We start from the raw sequence: 22,865 nt of genomic DNA, 5'->3' as shown, positions 1-22,865 counted from the left end.
CGGAGGACTTGTGACCATTCTGCGAAGGTGGCCGGAAGGCAGGGGAAACCGAACGGCGTGACGCGCCTGCCCGACCCTTCCCACCTGCGAGTTTTCTGAATGACATGAGCACGGCGCGAAAGGATTATCGACCTGAATGATGAATCATCGCTCGGATTTACGATTTTCTCGACCGTGGTGAGGATCGATCGTCCGCGTGGTGGAAAATGACCGGAAAATGATCGAATCGAATTCCCGGAGAACGAGGGGAATACGCGGGGCGTATAAGGCGCACAGCGGGGGCGTACCGGGGCGAGACCGTGCGGAAAGCGGTTACGGGGCCAATGCGGCGCGAGTACAGGGGCCATAGACACCCGTGGGGTCACAGGTGATTCCGCGGTCCCGCTGAATCTGCGTCACACCGCGCACGGTGGCGTCGTCGTACACCCCGGTGGGCGACACATAGGTGAATCCCTGCGCGAACAGCAGCCGCTGAAGATCGGTCACATCCGATCCGCTGTCACCCGCCTGGAGCGTGCGGGGAGTTGGGGCCGTGGCGCTCGGCGCGGGGGAGTCGCTGGGGGCGGTGGTGGGCGGTGCGCCGGTCACGCTCGGCCCCGGCGCGGGGGAGCCGTTCCCATGCCCGGTCCCGGTTTCCGTGCCGCTTCCGGGCATCGCTGACGGCCGGGCCGGTGGCGTGGCCCGACGGGTCGGATCGCCGTCGGGCGCCGGGGCCCGGCCAGTGTGGCCGCCGGTCGAGGGCAGCGGTCCGGCCGCGTGGCCGGATATCCCGCCGCTGGTCAGCGGCCGGGTGCTGGAGGGCGGGGGAGCCGGCCGGTCGGGCGCCGTCGCGCCGGGCGACTGCGGCCACACCTGCCAGGCGATCACCGCCGCCACCGCGACCGCGGCGATGGACACGGCGCCGAGCAACAGCGGGCGCTCGCGCAGCCGTTCACGTCGGCCGGGCCCGCCACCGGGTCCTGCGGCCGCCGCGCGGCCGGTGTCCTCGGGCCCCGGCACGGAGAACACCACGTCGATCACATCCGGCGGCTCCTGGCCGCCGCCTCGGGACTCGGGTGCCGCCACCGCCGTCGCCGCGCGGTCCGGCCGGTACCGACGCTCCCCGTCCGCTGCCCGCCGCCCCGCTCTGTCGTCTTCCATGTCCATCACCGGTTTCACTCACGCCACTGCCGGATCATCCCCACCCGCGAAAACTCCCGCACCCCAGGGTGCGGTAACAAGGTGGCCCCGCCAAGGGGGCCTTGACATCCGCGGACAAGGGTGAGCCATCGGGGAGCCGACGGGCCGAACCGGTCCCTCGGCGTCCCCTCTTTCGTATCAACAGGCGCAGCGGCACCGTGCGTGATCCACGGTTGTCGCCCGCGGCCGGGCCCGACGCGGCAGAATTATCGTTTCTGCTGCGCGTCCGGCCCGGCGACCGGCGGTGCGGCGGCGGTGCTCAGTACATCGACGGCGGCGGCGGGGGCGGCGCGGGACTCGGCTCAGGCGTCGGCGGCACCGGGTCGGGCGCCGGGCCGGGAGGCACCGGCTCGGGTCCCGGAGGTGTCGGCGTCGGATCCGGCACCGGGACCGGACCCGGGCCGGGGGTGGGACCGGGCACCGGCGACGGGAACGGATCGGGCCCCGGCGTCGGGAAGGGCTCGGGCACGGGGTTGGTCATCGCTGCCTCCGAAGGTCCTGGCGAGGGCCTCTTCGTGATCCTCGCCGACTGGACACGACACGTACCCGGTCATCGCGCGCCTATGCCGCACGCCCCCGCGCGCGCTCCCGTGGGAGTGAACCGCGCCGGCGCCCGCAACTGCGCGCCCACGGCGCGTTGTCTGTCCGGGGGACCGATCCACGGCGGAAGGAGCCGGTGATGGCAGAGGACTGGGAAGACCTTCGGGAACCTGGTGTGGTGCACGTCCTGATCACCGCGCGCGACGAGGCCAGCGCGTATCGCGTCTTCGATGCCCTGGTCGACCGCTTTCCCGCGGTCGGTCCACCTGCCCCGGCCCGCTCCCGGCCCGGCCTCGTCGTCCTGTCCGTCCTAGCCCCCACCGCCTGACGGCTCCCGCCTCAGGGGCGGGCGGTGACCTTCGGGGGCGTCGTGCCTGGTCGCGCCCACGCGGCGGCAGCCGCTCCGGGCCAGGACGTGCCCCGTAGGGGCGCGGGGAACTGCGCGGCCGGCCCCCACCGGCGGGTGGTCCGGGGACGACCGGAATGCCCCTTCGGGGCGGGTGGTGAGGTGCGGGAGCGTGGTGGCTGGTCGCGCCCGCGCGGCGGCGCCGCACATCGAACGCGGCGCCGGGCCCCTGGAGGGATCGGCTCACCGATCCGGGCCGGGACGTGCCCCGTAGGGGCGCGGGGAACTGCGCGACCGGCCCCCACCGGCGGGTGGTCCGGGGACGACCAGAATGCCCCTTCGGGACGGGTGGTGACGTGCGGGGGCGTCGTGGCTGGTCGCGCCCCCCGCGGCGGCAGCCGCACATCGAACGCGGCCGCGGGCCCCTCACGACACTGCCTTGCGCAGGGCCAGGGCACCTCGCGGCGGCCTTGGGGAACCGCGTTCCGCGCGGTGCGGGGACGGCGGCCGAATGGCCCATCGGGTGTTTGGGGGTGCCGCCCGGCCGACGGGGTGGGGTGTCACCCGGATGGGTCGGAGGCCGGGGACGGGGCGGGCGAGGGCAAGGAGGCGCGGCGGTACGGGGGTTGGGAGGAATCGGGCGGCCGGAGGCGGCAGCAGGGAAGGCGGACAGCGACGGCGCCGGGTTGGGTGGGGAGCGTGCCGGTCCCCCCATGAGCGGTCGCCAGACCGCCCCGGTGCGTGGAGAGACCGCATGCGCTCTGGACGTGCCCCCGGACGGACAACGGCCGCCCTCGTCGCGGGGACGGCGCTCGCGCTGGCCCTGGCCGCACCCGCCGCGCGGGCCGACTCCGACCTCACGTCCTTCGGTTTCGGCGTCTCGCCGACCACGGTCGTGCCCGGCGGGAAGGTCACCCTCACGGCCACCGACTGCGCCGGCCGGGCGACCGCCTCGGCCCCGGCGCTCTTCGGCGACGTGACCCTCGGCAAGGGCGACGGGCCGGGGCAGGTCGCCACCGCCACGGTGGACGGCGAGGCCAAGCCCGGCGCGCGGTACGTCGTGACCTTCACCTGCGGAAGCCAGCGGGGCACCGCCGCGCTGACCGTCGCGGCCGGTACGACGTCCACCGGTACGAAGCCCACCGGCGCGGTGCGAACCGGCCTCGGCGGCGATGTGTCCGCCCCGAACCCGCGGGAGATCCTGGCGGGCGGCGTCCTGGTCGCCGCCGCGGGCGTGCTCGTCGTCCGCCGCCGACGCGCCGCCCGCGGCTGACGGCGTACCGCCGCCCGCGAGGCTCCCTCGCGCGGTCGTCCACGCGCACCTGACGCGCATCCCCACGGAGCCCCGACTGAGTCCTGCACGAGCGGCCCGTACGAGCGGCCCGTACGAGCGGCCCGTACGAGCGGCCCGTACGAGCGGCCTGCACGAGCCGCCCAGACGGCGGAAGCGCGGCCCCGTGGCGGAATGTGGGACGCTGGATAATGTCCCTCATGGCAATAAATCATGCCAAAGCTATCCTGGTGGTCCGTGTGGCCCGCCTCGCGGATGTGGTCAGATGACCGCCGCCCGACCCCGGAGCAGGTGCATGACGGCACGCAAGCGGCCCCCAGGTGGCGGCTACGACCCCCGCGTGGGGCCTTTCCCGACGGGTCTGCCGACGGCCCCGGAGATCGGCCCCGGGGAGCGGCTTGCCATGAACGGCATGGGCACCTTCGACTGGGACCTCGACCTCGGCACCTTCGACCTCGACCAGGCGGGACTGGACGTCTTCGACCTGCGCCCGGAGGAATTCGACGGCCGGATCGACTCGCTGGTGCTGCGGGTGACCCCGGAGGAGAGCGCCCGCCTCGACATCGCGCTGCGCAGGGCCCTGCAAGCGGGCCGCCGCAGCTACGGCGGATACTTCCAGGTCACCCGCAGGGACGGCGCCAAGCAGTGGACGCACACCCAGGGCGCCATCCTGCGCGACGACCTCGGCAACGCGTACCGCGTCCTGGGCATCGTCAGGGACGCGACCGCCGAGCTGACCCAGACCCCCGCGCCCAGCACCCCGCCGCCACGGCACGAGCGCCGCAGCCTGCCCTCGATCGTGCGCCGTACGATCGAGGCGCTGTCCACGGCCGTCACGGTCGACGACGTCATCGCGGTACTCACCGGCGCGGGCGGCCTGGAGCGCTTCGGCGCCGACGGACTGACGCTCGGCCTGATAGAGACCGGCAATCTCAAGGTGGTCGCCTTCAGCGGCCGGGAGATGTCCTTCTACGAGGGGCTGCGGCTGCGGCGGCTCGACGACTCGCTGCCGCTCACCCAGGCCGTCATCACGCAGCAGCCGCGGTTCGCCACGGACTTCCCGGCGCTGGCCGAGAAGTTTCCGCTGCTGCGCGCCCAGATGAAGCCCGGCGCGGGCGTCGACTCCGACAGCAACTTCGCGGCGGCCTTCCTGCCGCTGGTCGCCCAGGCCCGCTCCATCGGCGGCCTCGCGCTCTTCTACCACGACCGCACCGAATTCCGGCCCGAGGACCGCGAGCTGTACATGACGCTCGCGGGCATCCTGGCCCAGTCCCTCCAGCGCGCGATCCTCTTCGACCAGGAGCGGGAGTTCGCCACCGGCCTCCAGGCCGCGATGCTGCCCCGGCACATCCCGCGCGTCGACGGCGCCGAGATCGCCGTCCGCTACCACGCGGCGCGCAGCGGGCGGGAGGTCGGCGGCGACTGGTACGACGTGGTCGCGCTGCCGCAGAACCGGGTCGGCCTGGTCGTCGGCGACGTGCAGGGCCACGACACGCACGCCGCCGCCGTGATGGGCCAGCTCAGGATCGCCCTGCGCGCGTACGCGGCCGAGGGCCACCCGCCGTCCACCGTGCTCGCCCGCGCCTCCCGCTTCCTGGCGGAACTGGACACCGAGCGCTTCGCCACCTGCGCCTACGCGCAGATCGACCTCGCCACCGGCTCCGTCTCCGCCGCCCGCGCGGGCCACCTCGGGCCGCTGATCCGGCACACGGACGGGCGTACGGGCTGGCCGAATGTGCGCGGCGGCCTGCCGCTGGGCCTGGCCACCACCCTGGAACTGCACGAGTTCCCCGAGACCCGGATCGACCTGGTGCCCGGCGAGACGCTGGTGTTCTGCACCGACGGCCTGGTCGAGGAGCGCGGTCTGGACATCACCATCGGTATGGAGGCGCTGGCCGAGGCGGTGCACTTCGGCCCGCAGCCCGCCGAGGCGCTCGCCGACCACCTCGCGGAGAACCTCTGGGAGCGCTGGGGCTCGGGCGACGACGTCGCGCTGCTGATCCTGCGCCGCGCCCCCGACACCGGCACCCCGCGCGCCCCGCGGATGCACAGCTACGTCCACCAGGCCGACCCCGAGGGCCTGGCCGACGCCCGGTCCGCCCTGCGGCAGGCGCTCACCGACTGGGGCCTGGCCGACCTCGCCGACGACGTGGAACTCGCCGCGGGCGAGCTGCTGGTCAATGTACTGCTGCACACCGAGGGCGGCGCCGTCCTCACCCTTGAGGTGCTGCCGGAACCGGTACGCCGGGTGCGGCTGTCGGTCCAGGACCGGTCGAGCGTCTGGCCGCGCCGCAGATCGCCCGGCGAGGCGGCCACCTCGGGCCGCGGCCTGCTGATGATCGACGCGCTCGCCGCCTGCTGGGGCGTGGAGCCGCGCGGCGACGGCAAGGCCGTCTGGTGCGAATTCGACCCGGACGAGACCGGTACGGACGGCTGAGCCCCCACTCCCGGGACCCGGCCGCCCGTACCGCGGCCGCGCTCAGCTCACGTTCAGCGCCGTGTCGTCGATGACGAACGAGGTCTGGAGCTTGGAGCCCTCGGTCCCGGTGAACTTGACGGTGACCGTCTGCCCCGCGTACGCGCCCAGATCGAAGGTGCGCTGCTGGAAGCCGGAGGCCGCGTTGACGTTGGAGTACGTGGCCAGGGTGCTCAGTACGGTGCCGGAGGAGTTCAGGACCTGCGCCTTGAGCGTGTCGTAGGCGGTGGTGCCGGTCTCCGCGGTGTCGATGTGCAGCCAGAAGCTCAGACTCGCGGCGCAGCCCGCCGGGATGGTCACCGACTGCGCGACGGTGTCCGTGGTGGCGGTCCCGTAACCGTCGAGCCACGCCTTGTACGAGCCGCTGTGCGCCGCCTGCGACGCGTTGTTGTTGATGACGCCGCTGGTCGCCGTCCACGACGAAGTGCCGGACTCGAAGCCGGGGTTGGCCAGGAGCTGGCGCGCGGTGCAGGTGCCGCCGGTCGGCGGGGTGGTCGGGGGAGTGGTGGGCGGCGTCGTGCCGCCCGATCCCGAACCCGCCAGCCAGGCCGTCGCGTTGAGCGCGAGCGCGGCGTCGGTGCCCGCCGGGTCGTCCCAGCCGTTGTAGAGGGTGTTGCCCGACTGGCCGGTGCCGTCGTCGGCGGGTGAGCTGTCACCCCAGATCGCCACCCGGCCGCTGCCGAAGGTGCTGGTGACGAAGAACGCGCCGGTGTTGCCGGACGAACCCGTCTTGTACAGCAGCCCCTTGACGTTCGGATTGTCGGCGGGCTTGAGGGTGAAGGTGGTGCCGTCGCGCAGGATGCTGCCCGTCACATTGCCGAACGGGCCGTGCAGCACCGGGTTGGACGCGTCACTGATCGCCCGCGGATTGTCGGTGCTGATGTCCAGCAGGTCGACGGAGAAGCCGAACGGGTCGGTGTTGTCTACCCCGTTGCTGGTCAGCAGGTCGTTGATGACGCAGGGGGAGTCGCAGCCGTCGTTGTTGCGGTCGCTGTTGTTGTGGTCGGAGATCAGGAAGAGCCCGCCGCCGTTCTGCACGAATTTCATCACGGCGGTCTTCTCGGCCGCGCTCAGCTTCACGTTCGGCTCGGGCAGCACGAAGGTGTCGAAGTTGCTGAGGTCCTGGGCGTTGGAGCTGTTGCCGTAGGTGATCGTGCGGCCGGACGGCAGGGTGTTGAGGGTGTACCCGCCCGCCTTCTGGAGCGCGACGCCCCAGGCGGAGAAGGCGCCGGTCCAGTCCGTCTCCTTGGTGGGGTTGGCGTTCTGGCCGAGCGGGTCGGGCTGGCTCGTGCTGATGATCCAGTCGGCGTTCCCGGCCGTCTCGGCCTTGGTGTTGTCGAAGAGCACGCGGTGCGTCGTCGCCGCGGCCGGCGCGACCGGGGCGCCGGGGGCGGCCTGAGCGGAGCCGCCGCTGATACCGGCCGCGCCGAGCGCGATCGCGCCCAGTGCGGCTGCCGCGCCGATCAGCACACGGCTGCGGGGCACACGGGTTCCAAGCATCCGTCAACCTCCAGGTGGGGGGCGGTCAGTGGGGGTGCGGGAGATGATTCTGCGCGCGTAGAACCTGTGACTGATGTGCCGTGTGTTACGAGCGGGTGAATGCTGCCGGTCGGCTCTCGCCGCGCGCGTCCGGTGGGTGGGGGCCGGAAACTCCGCGCGTCACTCTAGGCTCATGACGCGACCCTGACAACATTGCCGCCCGGTGCGCCGGTGCGCCGGTGCGCCGGTGCGCCGGAGCGCGGTTCGCAGTCCCCGAACCCCCGATCCCCGAACCCCCCGGCCCCCGACCCCCCGGTCCGGCAACCCCCTGCCCCGGACATACGTCCGCCTCCCCGTGTGAACCGTCATCACATACGGGGAGGCGGACGCGCCTACCGCGGCGGGCGCGGCGTCGCGGTTACTGCGACACGCGCACGTAGTCGATCAGCATGCGCTGCGGGAAGACCGTGGTGGCGTCGGGAGCTCCGGGCCAGTCACCGCCCACCGCGTTGTTGAGGATGATGTAGAACGGGTGGTCGTACACCCACGGACCCCTGGTCGCCTCCACCGTCGCCTTGTCGGCGGTGAAGAAGGCGTGGCCGTCCACCGAGAACGTCATGTGGTGGGAGTCCCAGTCCACGGCGTAGGTGTGGAAGTCCGAGGCGAAGTCGCTGCCCGCGAGGGTGTACGGGGACCCGTAACCGTTTCCGCCGTTGTAGGCGGGGGCGTGCAGCGTGGAGTAGACGGAGTCGGCGACCTTGCCGACGTGCTCCATGATGTCGATCTCACCGGAGTTGGGCCACGGCGTGCCCGTCTTGAAGTTGGACCCCAGCATCCAGAACGCGGGCCACAGACCCTGCGTGCCGCTCACCTTGATCCGCGCCTCGACGTGGCCGTAGGTGAAGTTGAAGTGGTCCGAGGTGTTGATCCGGCCCGAGGTGTACTGGTGGCCCTGGACGTTCTCCTTCCTGGCCTCGATGACGAGGTTGCCGTTGCCGTCCATCGAGGTGTTGTCGCCGTTGGTGTAGTACTCCAGCTCGCCGTTCTGCCCGCCGCCGATGTCCTGGGTCCACTTACCGGTGTCCGGCTTGGTGCCCGCGGCGCCGTTGAACTCGTCGCTCCACACCAGGTGCGTGGGGTTGCCCGGGTCGGGCGGCAGGGCGGGCGGCGCGGTGGGGTTGCCGCCGGTGCCGTAGACGTCGAAGGTCCACAGCGAGTACCCGTAGCCGTTGCTGCGCGCGGTGCCGTACATCCGCACGTAGCGGCCGGTGCCGTCCACGTTCAGGGTCTCCTTGAAGCCCTTGCCGGTGGTGGTGGAGTAGATGCTCGTCCAGTTGGTGTTGTCCGGCGAGACCTGGATCTGGTACGCGGTCGCGTAGGCCGGGTCCCACTGGAGGACGACCTGCGTGATGTGCGCGGTCGCGCCCAGGTCGACGCTGATCCAGCCGGGGTCGACCCAGCCGTTGGTGTCGCTGGTCGCCCACCGGGTGGCCGGGTCCTCGTCGAACGCCTTGGCCGGCGTGCAGCCGACGCAGCTATTGGCGTTCTGGTAGGTCGAGGCGGAGGCCGGCTTGTTGTACGACAGCAGGACCGCGCCGCCCGGCGGCGTGGTGGGCGGGGTGGTCGGGGGTGTGGTGGGGGGTGTGGTCGGGGGTGTGGTGGGGGGAGTGGTCGGCGGGGTCGTGCTGCCGCCGCCACCGGTGAAGATCTGGAACTCCCAGAGCGAGACGCCGTATTGGGTGGCGCGCGCGGTGGTGTAGACCCGGACGTAACGGCCGGTGCCGGTCAGGGTGATCAGCTCGGTCGCGCCGGGGCTCGTGGTGGTGGAGTAGGCGTTCGTCCAGGTCGTGCCGTTGGCCGAGACCTGGATCTGGTACGCCTTCGCGTACGCCGTCTCCCAGCTCAACTGGACACCGCAGACGTTCTGCGAACTGCCCAGGTCGACCTGGAGCCACTGCGGGTCGGCCGCCGCGCTGGACCAGCGGGTGCCCATGTTGCCGTCGACCGCGGCCGACGCGGGAGTGCCCGCGTTCTCCGTGGACGAGGCCGTCGCGGGCTTGTTCAGCGCGGAGTTGGCCGTACCGCAGGCCGCGTTGCCCGTGCCGGTGGAGCCGTAGACCTTGAACTCCCAGAGCGAGACGCCGTATTGGGTGGCGCGCGCCGTGGTGTTGATCCGGACGTAGCGTCCGGAGCCGGTGACGTCGAGGGTTTCGGTGCCACCGGCGCCGGTCGTGGTGCTGTAGACGTTCGTCCAGGTCGTGCCGTTGGCCGAGACCTGGATCTGGTACGCCTTCGCGTACGCCGTCTCCCAGTTGAGCACCACCTGGGAGAGGGTGGACGTGGCGCCGAGGTCGACCTGGAGCCACTGCGGGTCGGCCGCCGCGCTGGACCAGCGGGTGCCGAGGTCGCCGTCGACCGCGGCCGACGCGGGCGTGCCCGCGTTCTCCGTGGAGGAGGCGGTGGCCGGTTTCGCCTGCGAGAGCAGGGTGCCCGCGGCCTTGGCCGGAGTCTGTGAGACCGCCAGCGCGAGCGTCGCGACGAGGGCCGCGACGAAGGCGAAGATCAGCGATCTGGGGAATCGTGTCGTGGGGGACGGAAGGGTCTGTGGGGGGTTGCCGATCACGGCGTCTCCTGATTGGTCGCCGAGCGAGAGAGCGCTCTCTGAATGCTGCGATGATTACGGCGCTGTTGCTGACACGTCAAGAAAGTGAACGAGATTCGCCCCGCGAATTCACTCGGGTCCGCCTTGATGTCGACACCCGAAGGGTCAACGAACCACTCGTCCCGATAAGGGAGTTAAGCGGCTTGTCGCTGTGTGCAAGAGCTTGAGACGGTGAACATGGCGATGGCGGCGGAGAAAAATCTCCGCCGCCATGATTGGTCCAGTCCTGCGCGTCAGCCGCAGGTCAGTACCGGCCCCGCCCAGTCGGCGTGGTCGGAGTCGTTGCCGTTGCCGCCGTCGGTGACCACCAACCGCAGCTCCGTACCGCCGCCCAGAGCGGCCGTCAGATGCCGGGCCGTGTCACTGCCGGTCACCACCCCGCTGTCGGCGACCAGCGTCGAGTCGCGGTAGATCTGGAAGTCCACCGAGCCCTTGCTGCCGACCTCGTCGTCCACCCCCACGTCGGCGGTGACCGAGGAGCACCCGCCGCCCAGGTAGTAGACGACCGTGCTGGCCGCGTGCACGCCCAGCCCCTTGCTGTACGTGGTGCCGCCGACGGTGATCGTCCTGCCGTCGCCCGCGGCCTGTTCGCCGTTGCTGCGGTCGCGCTCGACCGGGCCCCAACCGCTCACCGCCGACGACCAGTTGAGGTCGCTGAGGGCGTGCGTGCCGGCCGAAGGGCCTTTGCCGCAGGCCATCTTGGCGTCGGCCCAGTCGGCGTGGTCGTAGTTCATGCCGTCGCCCGCGTCGGTGGCCACCAGCCGCAGCGTCGTCCCTCCGGTCAGGTCGGCGGTCAGGTGCGCCGCCGCGTCGTTGCCCGTACGGGTCCCGCTGTCGGCGACCAGGGTGGAGTCGCGGTAGATCTGGAAGTCCACCGAGCCGTTGCTCCCCACCTCGTCGTCCACCCCGACGTCCACGGTCAGCTTTCCGCACAGACCGCCGACGTAGTAGGAGATGTCACTGGGCGCGTGCACCCCGAGTCCCTTCGCGTACGTGGTCCCGCCGATGGTGATCGTCCTGCCGTCGCCCGCGGCCTGTTCGCCGTTGCTGTGGTCGCGCTCGACCGGACCCCAGGCGTTCACCGCCGAGGTCCACGACAGGTCGCTCAGCTCGTTGAGCCCGGTCGGCGGCGGCACCGGGCTGCCCGGGGTGACCCGGAACATCACCGTGCCGTGCGCGGGCACCGACGCGCTGATCGTGCCGCCGGTGCTCGATGTCGCCTTGGACCACAGGTCCTTGAGCGCGTACGAGGACGCGCCGCCGACGCCGACGGCCTGCGCGGTGGTGCTGACGGTCTGGGCGGAGGCGTTCTCATTGGTGAGCGTCACCGCGCGGTCGCCGTTGGCCAGCGGCTTCGACATCACCACGAGCCCGCCGGAGGAGGAGACCACCGAGCCCTGCTTGCCCAACGGGTCCTGGTCCACCGCGATCACGTCGGCGTTCTTCAGGATCGTCAGCGTGGCGGCGGACGCGGTCCTGATGTCGCTGCCGATCAGCAGCGGCGAGGCCATCTCCGACCAGAGGCTGAAGTGGGTGCGGTACTCGGTGTCGGTCATGCCGCCGTTGCCGACCTCCAGCATGTCCGGGTCGTTCCACGCGCCGGGCTTGGCGTACGGCGCGAGCTGCTGGTTCTGGTGCGCGATGTTGATCATGCTGGACCACGAGTCGCTGATGTCCCCGGTCGTACGCCAGGAGTTGCCGACCGCGGGCGCCCAGTTCCACGGCTGGTTGGAGCCCCATTCGCAGATGCTGTAGAGGATCGGCCGGCCGGTGGCCTTCAGCGCGTCGCCCATCGCCTTGTAGCGCTGCTGCGCGTCGACGTTGTTGTTGTTGCAGTTGTCGTACTTGAGGTAGTCCACGCCCCAGGACGCCCACAGGTTGGCGTCCTGCTGCTCGTGGCCGAGGCCGCCGGGGAAGCCCGCGCTGTTGCAGGTCTTGGTGCCCGCGGAGGAGTAGAGGCCGAATTTCAGCCCCTTGGAGTGGACGTAGTCGGCGACGTTCTTGATGCCGTCGGGGAAGCGCACGGGGTCGGCGACGAGGTTGCCCGAGGCGTCGCGGCTGGGCAGCGCCCAGCAGTCGTCCAGGTTGACGTAGGTGTATCCGGCGGCCTTGAGGCCCTGGGAGACGAAGAGGTCGGCGATGCCCTTGACCATCGCCTCGTTGAACTGGGACCCGCAGCCGGTGGAGTTCCAGTTGTTGAAACCCATCTGCGGGGTCAGGGCCAGGCCGTTGTCGAGGGCCGCGGCCGGTGGTGCGGCGGCGATCTGAGCGGTCACGGCGGCGGTCGCGGCCAGTGCGGTGAGTCCGGCTCCCGCCCCGGCGACGAGGGTGAGCGACGCGGCCGAGGCCGCGAGACGCTGCCGGAGGTGGTGTGTTTTGGTGTGTCGTTCGTGCGGCATGTGCGGCTCCGAGTCATTTCAATGGCGCACAATCCAACGGGGTCGAACGAAAGCAACCACATTTCAGCGGTGCAGCGTGAGCATGTCAATAAGCGCGGTGCGGTGAACCCCGAAGTGCCGTGCGCCAATCCCGAATGACCGTACGAGGCGCGCCACCGGCCGTTCCGGAGGAGATCGACTTTAGGGTGGGCCCGGACCACTGAGATCGCCGAGAGCGGGAACGTGCACGGGATGCCCGACGTACCAGAACCCATGGTCAAGCTGGTCCGGTGGACCACGGAACCGGCCGCGGCCCAGACCCTCAGGTCCACCGCCGCGGCCGTCATCGCCTATGTCGCCGCCGTCCAGCTCACCCCGCAGCCCGCCCCGCTGACCGCGCCCCTGACGGCTCTGCTGGTCGTCCAGGTCACCCTCTACTCCACGCTGACCACCGGCATCCGGCGGGTGAACTCGGTGGTGGTCGGCGTCCTGATCGCCATCGGCTTCAGCGCGCTGGTCGGGCTGAGCTGGTGGAGCCTGGGTCTGACGATCTTCAGCGCGCTGCTGATCGGCCGCGTCGTACGGGTCGGCGAGTTCGTGCCCGAGGTCGCGATCAGCGCGATGCTCGTCCTCGGCGTGACCCGGGTCGCGGACACCGCGTGGGACCGGGTGCTGGAGACGCTGATCGGCGCGGGCGTCGGCCTGCTGTTCAACCTGCTGTTCGCGCCGCCGGTCTGGGTGCAGTCCGCGGGCGGCTCCATCGAGTCGCTGTCCCGCCGGATGGGCGCCCTCTTCCGCGACATGGGCGGCGAGCTGGCCGGACACCTCCCCGTCGAGCGCGCCGCCGCCCGGCTGCACGAGGCGCGCCGCGTCGACCACGACATCGTCGAGGTCGACGCCTCGCTGCGGCAGGCGGAGGACAGCCTGCGGTGGAATCCGCGGGTCCGCGAGGGCGTGCTCTCCCGGATCGTGCTGCGGACGGGGCTCGACACCCTGGAGATCTGCGCGGTGGTGCTGCGCGTGCTGTCCAGGACGCTCACCGACCTCGCCAAGCACCGCACCGAGGAGTCGCTGTTCCCCGACGACGTCGCCGTCGAACTGGAGGAGCTGTTCGACCACGTGGCGCACGCGATCGAGAGCTTCGCCGTACTGATCACCACCCAGGTCGCGGCCAACGCGCAGTCGGCGGAGGAGCAGCTGGCGCAGGCCCTCACCGACAGCACGGCCAGCCGTGACAGGACCGCCCAGCTGCTGCTCGCCAAGGTGCGCGAGCACCCCCGGCAGTGGCAGCTGCACGGCGCGCTGCTGGCCGAGGTCGACCGCATCCTGGACGAGCTGGCCGTCGAGAAGCGGTCGGAGCGTTTGGTGGAGGAGCTGGATCGCTACTCGCGCGAGCAGAGCGACCGGCACCCCTGGCTGCACATGATCAAGAAGCGGCTGGGCGCCGCCCGTGCGGTCCTGCGCTGACGGCCGGCGCGCGAGCTCGCGTCAACGTACGGCTGACGTGCGCGGCGACCGTATACGACCGTACGGCTCAGGCCCCGGTCTCCTCCTGCGGGCCGAACCAGTCGAGGCAGACCACCAGCGCGTCGTCGTCCGCTTCGTGCCCCCGGTAGTCGGGCAGCTCGCGCAGCACCGCGCCCGGCACGTCGGCGGCGGGCAGCAGACTGGTCGCCGACAAGCCGCGGATCAGCGCCCGGTCGCCGTACGCGTCGCCCTCGGGGGAGTACGTGGCGTAGACGCCGTCGCTGGCGAACAGCAGCCGGTCGCCGGGCAGCACCTGGAACTCCTCGGCCACGTACAGGGTCTCCTCGAACATCCCGAGCGGCAGCTGCTCGTCGAATGCCACCCGCTCGACGGTCTTGCCGCGCTGCCGCCACAGCCGGGGCGACCCGGCGTCCACCACCTGCACCACACCGCTGGGCACGTCGAAGGAGAGCAGCAGCGTGGCGACGTGGGCGGCGCCGCGGTAGCGCGACCACAGCGCCTGGTCGGCGAGCGCGGCCTGGTCGGCGATGCCGATGCCCGCCCGGCGCGCGTTGCGCAGCGCGTTGACGGCCAGGCTGGTCAGCAGGGACGCGTCGATGCCCGCGCCCATGCCGTTGGTGATGGCCAGGGTCAGGGTGTCCGGGCTGGCCGACCAGTCGAAGTTGTCGCCGTGGATGGCGTAGGCGGGCTCCAGCTGGGCGCCGAGCGCGTACTCGGGCCGGGCGAAGGCGCGGCCCGGCAGCAGCTCCCACTGCATCTCGGCCGCCAGGGTGAGCCGCGTGGCCCTGCGCGCGATCAGATAGTGGTCGGTGTCCCGCTCGGCGACCACCAGTTCGCGTCCGAGCAGCTCCGCCACCTCGGCCAGCTCGCCGACGCCCTGCACGGCGTGCCGGTCGGCGGGCAGCACGACCGTGAGGATGCCCAGCCGGTCGCCGCGCACGGTGACCGGCAGATGCACGGTGACCTCGCCGTCCCGCCCCGCGCGCTGCTCCACCGGCTGCTGGCTGCCGAACGCCCTGCCCTGCGGGGTGTTGTGCACCGGCAGCGAGAGCCTGGCGGGCGCCGAGACGTCGACCGACTGGAGCACCGTGGTGCTGTAGTCGGCCAGCAGCAGGTCGGCCGAGACCGTGCCGTAGTGCTCGGCCAGCGCGGTGCGCGCGGTGTCCAGCAGAGCGTAGGGAGCCGCGGAGCGCAGAGCGCGTTCTACGGCCAGGAAGTTCGTCACGGGCGGGACAGCCTTTGCGATCGGTGGGAGAGACGGCGGGTGGGGGGCTGAAGCGGTGCTGACGGACGGCGGCGGTGAAGGGGGGTCGGGGACGGCGGCCGAGGTGAGGGCGGGGTGACGAGGTGGGGCGCGGCGGGTGGCAGGGGGCCCGTGCGGGGAGGCGCGGGCTGACAAACCGCCGTCGTCAGTGGCACAGTGGCCAGGTGCCCCACATCGTTCCGCCTCACCGCCATGAGCAGGTCGCTCATGAAGCCAGTGCTGTGTCGGAACTGCTGGAGGTCCTGTGGGGGAGAGGCCAGGAGGCCGCACCGTCCGGCCCCCTGTCACCGTCGCAGGTGCGGGCGCTGTTCGCGATCGAACAGTACGAGGGCGCCAATCTGCGGACACTGGGCGACGCGCTGGGATCGCGGCCGTCCTCGGTGAGCAGGCTCTGCGACCGGCTGGAGGCGGTCGGTCTGGTGGACCGGCAGACGAGCCCGACCAGCCGCCGCGAGGTGGAACTGCGGCTGACCCGGCGCGGGCACGCGGCACTCGCCGAATTCCGCGACTTCAGGGCCCGCGAGGTGAAGGCCGTGCTGGGCCGGATGGCGCCGGACGAGCTGGCGGCGCTCGCCGAGGGACTGACGGCCTTCCGCCGTGCCGCCGCCGGTGCGGCCGTACCCGGTGCGACCACCGCCGACCCCGCACGCCGTGCGGCGGACTCCGCCTAGCATCACGCACCGCTCCCCGCCCCGGGCGCTGTCGCCCGCGCACTCGCATCCCGACCCGCACCCATGCCGTGACACGAACACGTGTGCGTCGGCACAGACTCTTGTCCGATGGATATTGTTGTCAAGTGGCAACGATCTTACTAGGGTGGCTCGCGTGACTGCGCATGTCGGGCAGCACGGGGGCGACGGAACGCCTCGTACGGCCGCCGGTGCGGCAGAGAGTGAAGGAAGCGCTGTGAGCGGTGGCGGAGAGGGTGCCGGGAGACCGGTCGAGGTGGCCGTCCGCCGGGCCGGGACCGCGCTGGTCCTCGCCTTGCGCGGCGAGCTCGACCTGGAAACCCTGGAGCCGCTGCGGGCTGCGCTGGCCGCGGCCAGGCGCGACGACGCGCCCCGCGTGGTGCTCGATCTGTCGCAGGTCACTTTCTGTGACTCCTCCACGGTGAACGAGTTGCTGCGGGCCGATGTCGATCTTGGCCCCGGTCGCCTGTGGCTCGCCGCTCCCTCTCCCTTCGTCGCCCGGCTCTTCGGCCTGGTCGGACTGCCGATGGTGCTGGCCGTCCGTGACTCCGTCGAAGAGGCGCTGGCCGGCTCCGACGACCGCGCGTAACGCTCGGCGCCGCACTGCGCGCCTTCCCCTGAAGCACGGGGGCGAACCCGCTGTGACGTGAGACCGCTCTCACGCGTACCCACTGTCACCCGACCCGCCCACGCGCGGGCGCTCAGGCATGTCCGGAAACCGGCAGGTCCGCCAACTGGCTTTGCCATGGCATGAATCGTTGCCTTCCGAGGCGTAGACGCCGCCGTAGCGCGTCTGTAACACTCTGCCAACACAAACGCAAATTTTTCGCAGAACAACGATGGATCTGCATGGGAAGAGCGCAACTTCATATGCTCAACCCGCACGTTTCGGATAGTCCGTCTCCTGAACCTCCCACCGCTCCGGTCGCGACGAAGCGCCGGACACGACATAGAGGGACGCTATGAGAACGAAGCGCTCCATCCCACGGCTGATGGCGGGGGTGACCGCGACGAGCCTGCTGCTCCTGGGCGGGTCCGCTCTTCCCGCCATGGCATCGGGAGAGCCAAGTCCGGCGACCGACAGCGCGGTCTCGGTCAGTAGCACCAGCGGCAAGAACAGCGCCGCCCACCTCAACGACGGCGACCAGAACACCTATTGGCAGAGTTCGGGCAAGTCCCTGCCGCAGTGGGCGCAGATCGACCTGGGCCGCACCACCCGCATCGACCAGGTGCGGCTGAAGGTCCCCTCGGGGTGGAAGTCCAGGTCGGAGACGCTCTCGATCCAGGCGAGCGAGGACGGCGAGACCTTCAACACCCTGGTCGGCTCGGCGAAGTACACCTTCAGCCCGTCGACCGGCAACACCGTCAAGATCTCCTTCCCGGCCTCCATGGCGCACTACGTGCGCGCCGAGGTGACCGGGAACTCCGCCGGGTCCTCCGCCCAGCTCTCCGAGATCACCGCGCAGGCCGCCGCGGCCTCGACGGTCAACCTCGCCAAGGGCAAGCCGACCGCGGAGTCCAGCCACGCGGACGTCTACGGCTCGGGCAACGCCGTTGACGGTGACGCGAATTCGTACTGGGAGAGCTCCAACAACGCCTTCCCGCAGTGGCTCCGGGTCGACCTCGGCTCCGCGGTGGCGGTCAACCAGGTCGTGCTGAAGCTGCCGCCGGCCACGAGCTGGTCGACGCGCACGCAGACCCTGGCCGTCCAGGGCAGCACCAACGGCACCACGTTCACCGACATCGTCGCCTCGGCGGGTTACTCCTTCAACCCGTCGTCGGCCAACACGGTGACCATCAACTTCAACTCGACGACGACCCGGTACGTCCGGCTGAACATCACCGGCAACACCGGCTGGCCCGCGGGCCAGATATCCGAGTTCGAGGTGTACGGGCCGACGACCGGTGACACCACCGCGCCGACCGCGCCCGCCAACCTGGCGTACACCCAGCCCGCGTCCGGCCAGGTCAAGCTGACCTGGAGCGCCTCCACCGACGACACGGGCGTCACCGGCTACGACGTGTACGCCAACGGCGCGCTGCGTACCTCGGTGGCCGGGAACGTGCTGACGTACACCGACAGCCAGCCCGACACCGCGACCGTGGCGTACTACGTGGTCGCCAAGGACGCGGCGGGCAACCAGTCGGCGCACAGCAACACCGTGACGCGCACCGGCACCTCGGGTGACACGCAGGCGCCGACCGCACCGGGCAGCCTGGCGTACACCCAGCCCGCCTCCGGCCAGATCAAGCTGACCTGGACGGCGTCGAGCGACAACGTCGGTGTCACCGGCTACGAGGTCTTCCGCAACGGCAGCCAGATCGCCACCACCGCGGCCAACGTGCTGACCTACACCGACAGCCAGCCCGACACCGCGACCGTCTCGTACTTCGTACGGGCCAAGGACGCGGCCGGGAACGAGTCGGCGAACAGCAACACGGTGACCCGCAACGGCACCAGCGTCGGCGGTACGAACCTGGCGGTCGGCAAGCCGATCGTCGCGTCCGCCACCGTGCAGAACTTCGTCGCCGCCAACGCCAACGACGACAGCCTGTCGACGTACTGGGAAGGCAGCGGCACCAGCACCCTGACCGTCTCGTTGGGCTCCAACGTGGACACCAGCTCCGTGGTGGTCAAGCTCAACCCCGACGCCTCGTGGGGCAACCGGACCCAGACCATCGCGGTCTCCGGCCGGGAGCAGAGCGCGAGCACGTTCACCCAGCTCTCGCCCGCGACCGCGTACAACTTCAGCCCGTCCACCGGCAACTCGGTGACGATCCCGGTCTCCGGCCGGGTCGCTGACGTGCGCCTCACCTTCAGCTCCAACACCGGTGCGGGCGGCGGCCAGGCGGCCGAGTTCCAGGTCATCGGCGTACCGGGGCCCAACCCCGATCTGACCGTCAGCTCCCTGACGGCCTCGCCCGCCTCGCCGATCGAGACCGACCCGATCACGCTCAGCGCGACGGTGAAGAACATCGGCACCGACGCGGCGGCCTCCACCGACGTCAACTTCTACCTCGGCACCACCAAGGTCGGCACCGGCACCGTCGGCGCGCTGGCCGCGGGCGCGAGCAGCGTCGTGACCGCCAACATCGGCGCGAAGGACGCGGGCAGCTACCAGCTCACCGCCAAGGTCGACGAGTCCAACAAGGTCGTCGAGCAGAACGAGACCAACAACAGCTACACCAACCCCACCGCCCTGGTGGTCAAGCCGGTCGACACCTCCGACCTGGTGGCCTCGCCGGTCGCCTGGTCGCCGGGCAACCCGTCGGCGGGCAACAACGTCAACTTCTCGGTGGCCATCAAGAACCAGGGCACCGTGGCCTCGGCGAGCGGCGCGCACAACGTCACGCTCACCCTGGCCGACGCCACCACCGGCAGTGTCATCAAGACGCTGACCGGCTCCTACAGCGGCGCCATCGCGGCCGGAGCGACCACCAGCCCGATCAACCTGGGTAGCTGGACCGCGGTCAACGGCAAGTACACCGTGAAGACGGTGATCGCCGTCGACGCCAACGAGGTGGCGACCAAGCAGGCCAACAACACCAGCACCCTGTCCTTCTTCGTCGGTCGCGGCGCCAACATGCCGTACGACTCGTACGAGGCCGAGGACGGCGTGCTCGGCGGCGGCGCCCAGGTCGTCGGTCCCAACCGGACCGTCGGCGACATCGCGGGCGAGGCGTCCGGCCGCAAGGCGGTGACGCTCAACTCCACCGGGCAGTCGGTGTCCTTCACCACCCGCGCCAGCACCAACACGCTGGTGGTCCGCTACTCCATCCCGGACGCCGCGGGCGGCGACGGCATCAACTCCAACCTGAACGTCTACGTCAACGGCACGTTCCTCAAGGCCATCGACCTGACGTCCAAGTACGCCTGGCTGTACGGCAACGAGACCGGCCCCGGCAACAGCCCGGGTGCGGGCGGCCCCCGTCACATCTACGACGAGGCCAACCTGCTGCTCGGGACGACCGTCCCGGCGGGCAGCACGATCAAGCTCCAGAAGGACGCCGCGAACACCAGCACGTACGCGATCGACTTCATCAACACCGAGCAGGCCACGGTGATCCCGAACCCGGACCCGACGAAGTACGTCGTGCCGGCCGGCTTCACCCAGCAGGACGTGCAGAACGCCCTGGACGCGGCGCGACAGGACACCACCAAGCTCGGCGTCTACCTGCCGACCGGTGACTACTCGACCGCCCAGAAGTTCCAGGTCTACGGCCGGTCGATCAAGGTGATCGGCGCCGGTCCGTGGTTCACCCGCTTCCGCACTCCGGCCGACCAGTCGAACACCGACGCCGGATTCCGCGCGGACGCCACCGCCAACGGGACGACGTTCTCCGGATTCGCGTTCTTCGGCAACTACACCTCGCGCATCGACGGTCCCGGAAAGGTCTTCGACCTCTCCAACGTGGCCAACATGACCATCGACAACATCTGGGTCGAGCACACGGTCTGCATGTACTGGGGTGCCAACACCGACAACATGGTGATCAGCAACTCCCGTATCCGTGACACGTTCGCCGACGGCGTCAACATGACGAACGGCTCCACGGACAACCACGTCTTCAACAACGAGTCGCGGGCGACCGGTGACGACAGCTTCGCGCTGTTCTCCGCCATCGACGCCGGCGGCGCGGACGAGAAGAACAACGTGTTCGAGAACCTGACGTCGCTGCTGACCTGGCGCGCGGCGGGCGTCGCGGTGTACGGCGGGTACAACAACACCTTCCGGAACATCTACATCGCGGACACCCTGGTCTACTCCGGAATCACCGTCAGCTCGCTGGACTTCGGTTACGCGATGAACGGCTTCGGAACCGTGCCGACCAACATCCAGAACGTGTCGCTCGCCAGAACGGGCGGTCACTTCTGGAACGGCCAGACCTTCCCCGCCATCTGGCTGTTCTCGGCCTCGAAGGTGTTCCAGGGAATCCGCATCAGCGATGTGGACATCACCGATCCGACGTACAGCGGCATCATGTTCCAGACCAACTACGTGGGCGGTCAGCCGCAGTTCCCGATCACGGACACCATCTTGACCAACATCTCGATCACCGGTGCCCACAAGAGCGGTGACGCGTACGACGCGAAGTCGGGATTCGGTCTGTGGGCCAATGAGCTGCCGGAGGCCGGTCAGGGACCGGCCGTTGGTTCCGTCACCTTCAACGGTCTGCACCTGAGCGACAACTTCCAGGACATCAAGAACACCACCTCGACCTTCACCATCAAGGTCAACAACTAAGGGCAGCCGCTGAGGAGCGGCCGTCAGCTGGGAGGTGTCCGCGTTCGGCTCTCGAACGCGGGCACCTCCCGCATGCGTTCACGGGCGGGGTTGGAGAGCAAAAGGCGTGCGGTTGTCTTCAGTTGGTGAACGTGAGGGCTTGACGTGGCATTGGTCTAGTCCTACCTTCGCCGATGCGCCCTCAGTCATGTCGGAGTCCGCCGTTCACGGATCAGAACCGATCCGGGTGCGCGGGTCCGGCTGTCCGCTACCGGAAGGTCTCCCCCCATGAACAGACCGCGCATTCGGCTCAAGGCGCTGACCGCACTCGCCGCCGTCCCCGCACTCGCGGCGGGACTGCTGCTGGCCGCGGGCGCTCCGGCGCAGGCCGCGGCCAATCCGGGCCCCGGCTTCCCCGCGCAGTACGCGGCGCCCTACGCCGAGGTCTGGAACTCCCCGTCGGCGCTGGCGGCGGTGAAGAACGCCACCGGGTTGAAGTACTTCACCCTCGCGTTCGTCATCGACGGCGGCGGCTGCAACGCCACCTTCAACGGCAGTACCTCGGTCACCGACGCGAGCTGGACGTCGGCCATCAACACCCTGCGGTCCGGCGGCGGCGATGTCATCGCCTCCTTCGGCGGCGCGGGCGGCACCGAGATCGGCATCTCCTGTACGTCGGTCGCCGCGCTCAAGACCCAGTACAAGCGCGTGATCGACGGACTCAACCTGACCCGCCTCGACTTCGACATCGAGGGCGGCGCGCTCAACAACACCACCGCCAACGACCGGCGCAACCAGGCCCTCGCGCAGCTCCAGCAGGAGTACGCGGCGGCCGGCAAGAAGCTCGACATCGACTACACGCTCCCGGTCAACCCCACGGGCCTGGAGTCCAACTCGCTCAGCCTGCTGAACAACGCCAAGAGCAACGGCCTCAACGTCAACCTCGTCAACATCATGACGATGGACTACGGGCCGTCGATGGACATGGGCCAGGCGGCCATCAGCGCGGCCACCGCGCTGCACAGCCAGCTCGGCGCCATCTGGAACACCAAGACCTCCGCGCAGCTCTGGGCGATGGAGGGCAACACCCCCATGATCGGGGTGAACGACTCGACCAACGAGGTCTTCTCGACCGCCAACGCGCAGTCGCTGGAGACCTTCGCGAAGAACAACGGCATCCAGGAGCTGTCCTTCTGGTCGCTCGGCCGTGACAAGGCATGCGCCACCAACGGCCAGTTGTCGGACTCGTGCAGCGGCACACCCCAGTCGCAGTACCAGTTCTCCAGCATCTTCAACGCCATCACCGGCGGCGGCACCACTCCGCCGCCCACCGGCGGCACCACCGGGCCGATCCGGTCCGGTTACGCCAACAAGTGCGTGGACGTGGCCTCCGCGAGCAGCGCCAACGGCGCGGCGGTCCAGCTCTACGACTGCAACGGCACCACCGCGCAGAACTGGACGGTCGGCAGCGACAACTCGCTCCAGGCCCTCGGCAAGTGCATGGACGTGGCCGCGGCGGGCACCGCCAACGGCAGCCAGGTGCAGCTCTACGACTGCAACGGCACGGCCGCCCAGAAGTGGACCCGCAGCGGCAGCACCCTGGTCAACACCGGCTCGGGCAAGTGCCTGGACGCGACCGGGCCCAGCTCCGCCAACGGCACCCGGCTCCAGATCTGGACCTGCGCGGGCGGCGCGAACCAGCAGTGGACGCTGCCTTCGTGACCCGCGCGTCCGCTGAGCGCTAGCTGAGCGGACAGGCGAATCGACCGGTCCCGGGGGGGGGGGGGGGGGGGGGGGGGGGGGGGGGGGGGGGGGGGGGGGGGGGGGGGGGGGGGGGGGGGAGGGAGG

Annotated in this window: 13 protein-coding genes; 8 read left to right on the top strand and 5 right to left on the bottom strand. The window is 70.5% G+C overall.

What is annotated here, in order from left to right:
• Positions 1-312 precede the first annotated feature (312 nt).
• Positions 313-1,140: a peptidoglycan-binding domain-containing protein gene (locus ACZ37P_RS19215; RefSeq protein ID WP_467347609.1), complete on the bottom strand. Its 828-nt coding sequence runs from the start codon at positions 1,138-1,140 to the stop codon at positions 313-315.
• Positions 1,141-1,858: 718 nt separating this feature from the next.
• Between ACZ37P_RS19215 and ACZ37P_RS19210 the strand changes: the two genes are divergently transcribed.
• The 3 genes from ACZ37P_RS19210 to ACZ37P_RS19200 all read left to right on the top strand — a co-directional run bounded on the left by ACZ37P_RS19210 (position 1,859) and on the right by ACZ37P_RS19200 (position 5,793).
• Entirely contained in the window at positions 1,859-2,047 is a 189-nt protein-coding gene (locus ACZ37P_RS19210) for a hypothetical protein (protein ID WP_355347712.1), read from the top strand.
• A gap of 772 nt (positions 2,048-2,819) precedes the next feature.
• Entirely contained in the window at positions 2,820-3,338 is a 519-nt protein-coding gene (locus tag ACZ37P_RS19205) for a hypothetical protein (protein ID WP_467347608.1), read from the top strand.
• Between the two features lie 313 nt (positions 3,339-3,651).
• Positions 3,652-5,793: a SpoIIE family protein phosphatase gene (locus ACZ37P_RS19200; RefSeq protein WP_391050727.1), complete on the top strand. Its 2,142-nt coding sequence runs from the start codon at positions 3,652-3,654 to the stop codon at positions 5,791-5,793.
• A gap of 42 nt (positions 5,794-5,835) precedes the next feature.
• Here ACZ37P_RS19200 and ACZ37P_RS19195 read toward each other — a convergent pair whose 3' ends face one another.
• From ACZ37P_RS19195 to ACZ37P_RS19185, 3 genes are all read right to left on the bottom strand, one after another.
• A complete protein-coding gene (locus ACZ37P_RS19195) occupies positions 5,836-7,332 on the bottom strand; it encodes a hydrolase (protein WP_467347606.1) in 1,497 nt (498 codons plus the stop codon).
• A 397-nt stretch (positions 7,333-7,729) separates the two neighbouring features.
• Positions 7,730-9,877 (bottom strand): discoidin domain-containing protein, encoded by a 2,148-nt coding sequence (locus ACZ37P_RS19190; RefSeq protein WP_467347698.1) that lies wholly within the window; start codon positions 9,875-9,877, stop codon positions 7,730-7,732.
• A 329-nt stretch (positions 9,878-10,206) separates the two neighbouring features.
• Positions 10,207-12,372, bottom strand: a complete 2,166-nt coding sequence (locus ACZ37P_RS19185) for an NPCBM/NEW2 domain-containing protein (RefSeq protein WP_467347605.1) — start codon at positions 12,370-12,372, stop codon at positions 10,207-10,209.
• 231 nt (positions 12,373-12,603) lie between these two features.
• Here ACZ37P_RS19185 and ACZ37P_RS19180 point away from each other — a divergent pair, with 231 nt between their 5' ends.
• A complete protein-coding gene (locus tag ACZ37P_RS19180; protein ID WP_355347699.1) occupies positions 12,604-13,818 on the top strand; it encodes an FUSC family protein in 1,215 nt (404 codons plus the stop codon).
• Between the two features lie 67 nt (positions 13,819-13,885).
• Here ACZ37P_RS19180 and ACZ37P_RS19175 read toward each other — a convergent pair whose 3' ends face one another.
• Complete coding sequence (locus ACZ37P_RS19175) at positions 13,886-15,064, bottom strand: PP2C family protein-serine/threonine phosphatase (RefSeq protein WP_355347696.1); 1,179 nt, start codon at positions 15,062-15,064, stop codon at positions 13,886-13,888.
• Between the two features lie 203 nt (positions 15,065-15,267).
• Between ACZ37P_RS19175 and ACZ37P_RS19170 the strand changes: the two genes are divergently transcribed.
• From ACZ37P_RS19170 to ACZ37P_RS19155, 4 genes are all read left to right on the top strand, one after another.
• Entirely contained in the window at positions 15,268-15,774 is a 507-nt protein-coding gene (locus ACZ37P_RS19170) for a MarR family winged helix-turn-helix transcriptional regulator (RefSeq protein WP_355347693.1), read from the top strand.
• Positions 15,775-16,009: 235 nt separating this feature from the next.
• Positions 16,010-16,381: an STAS domain-containing protein gene (locus ACZ37P_RS19165; protein ID WP_355347690.1), complete on the top strand. Its 372-nt coding sequence runs from the start codon at positions 16,010-16,012 to the stop codon at positions 16,379-16,381.
• A gap of 373 nt (positions 16,382-16,754) precedes the next feature.
• Entirely contained in the window at positions 16,755-21,038 is a 4,284-nt protein-coding gene (locus ACZ37P_RS19160) for a discoidin domain-containing protein (protein ID WP_391160642.1), read from the top strand.
• Between the two features lie 267 nt (positions 21,039-21,305).
• Positions 21,306-22,739: a ricin-type beta-trefoil lectin domain protein gene (locus ACZ37P_RS19155; RefSeq protein ID WP_467347602.1), complete on the top strand. Its 1,434-nt coding sequence runs from the start codon at positions 21,306-21,308 to the stop codon at positions 22,737-22,739.
• Positions 22,740-22,865 lie beyond the last annotated feature (126 nt).

The sequence above is a fragment of the Streptomyces sp. NPDC024632 genome (genome assembly GCF_055559175.1).
Note: the sequence above shows the minus strand (reverse complement) of the source record. Positions and strands in the feature narration are given on the sequence as shown.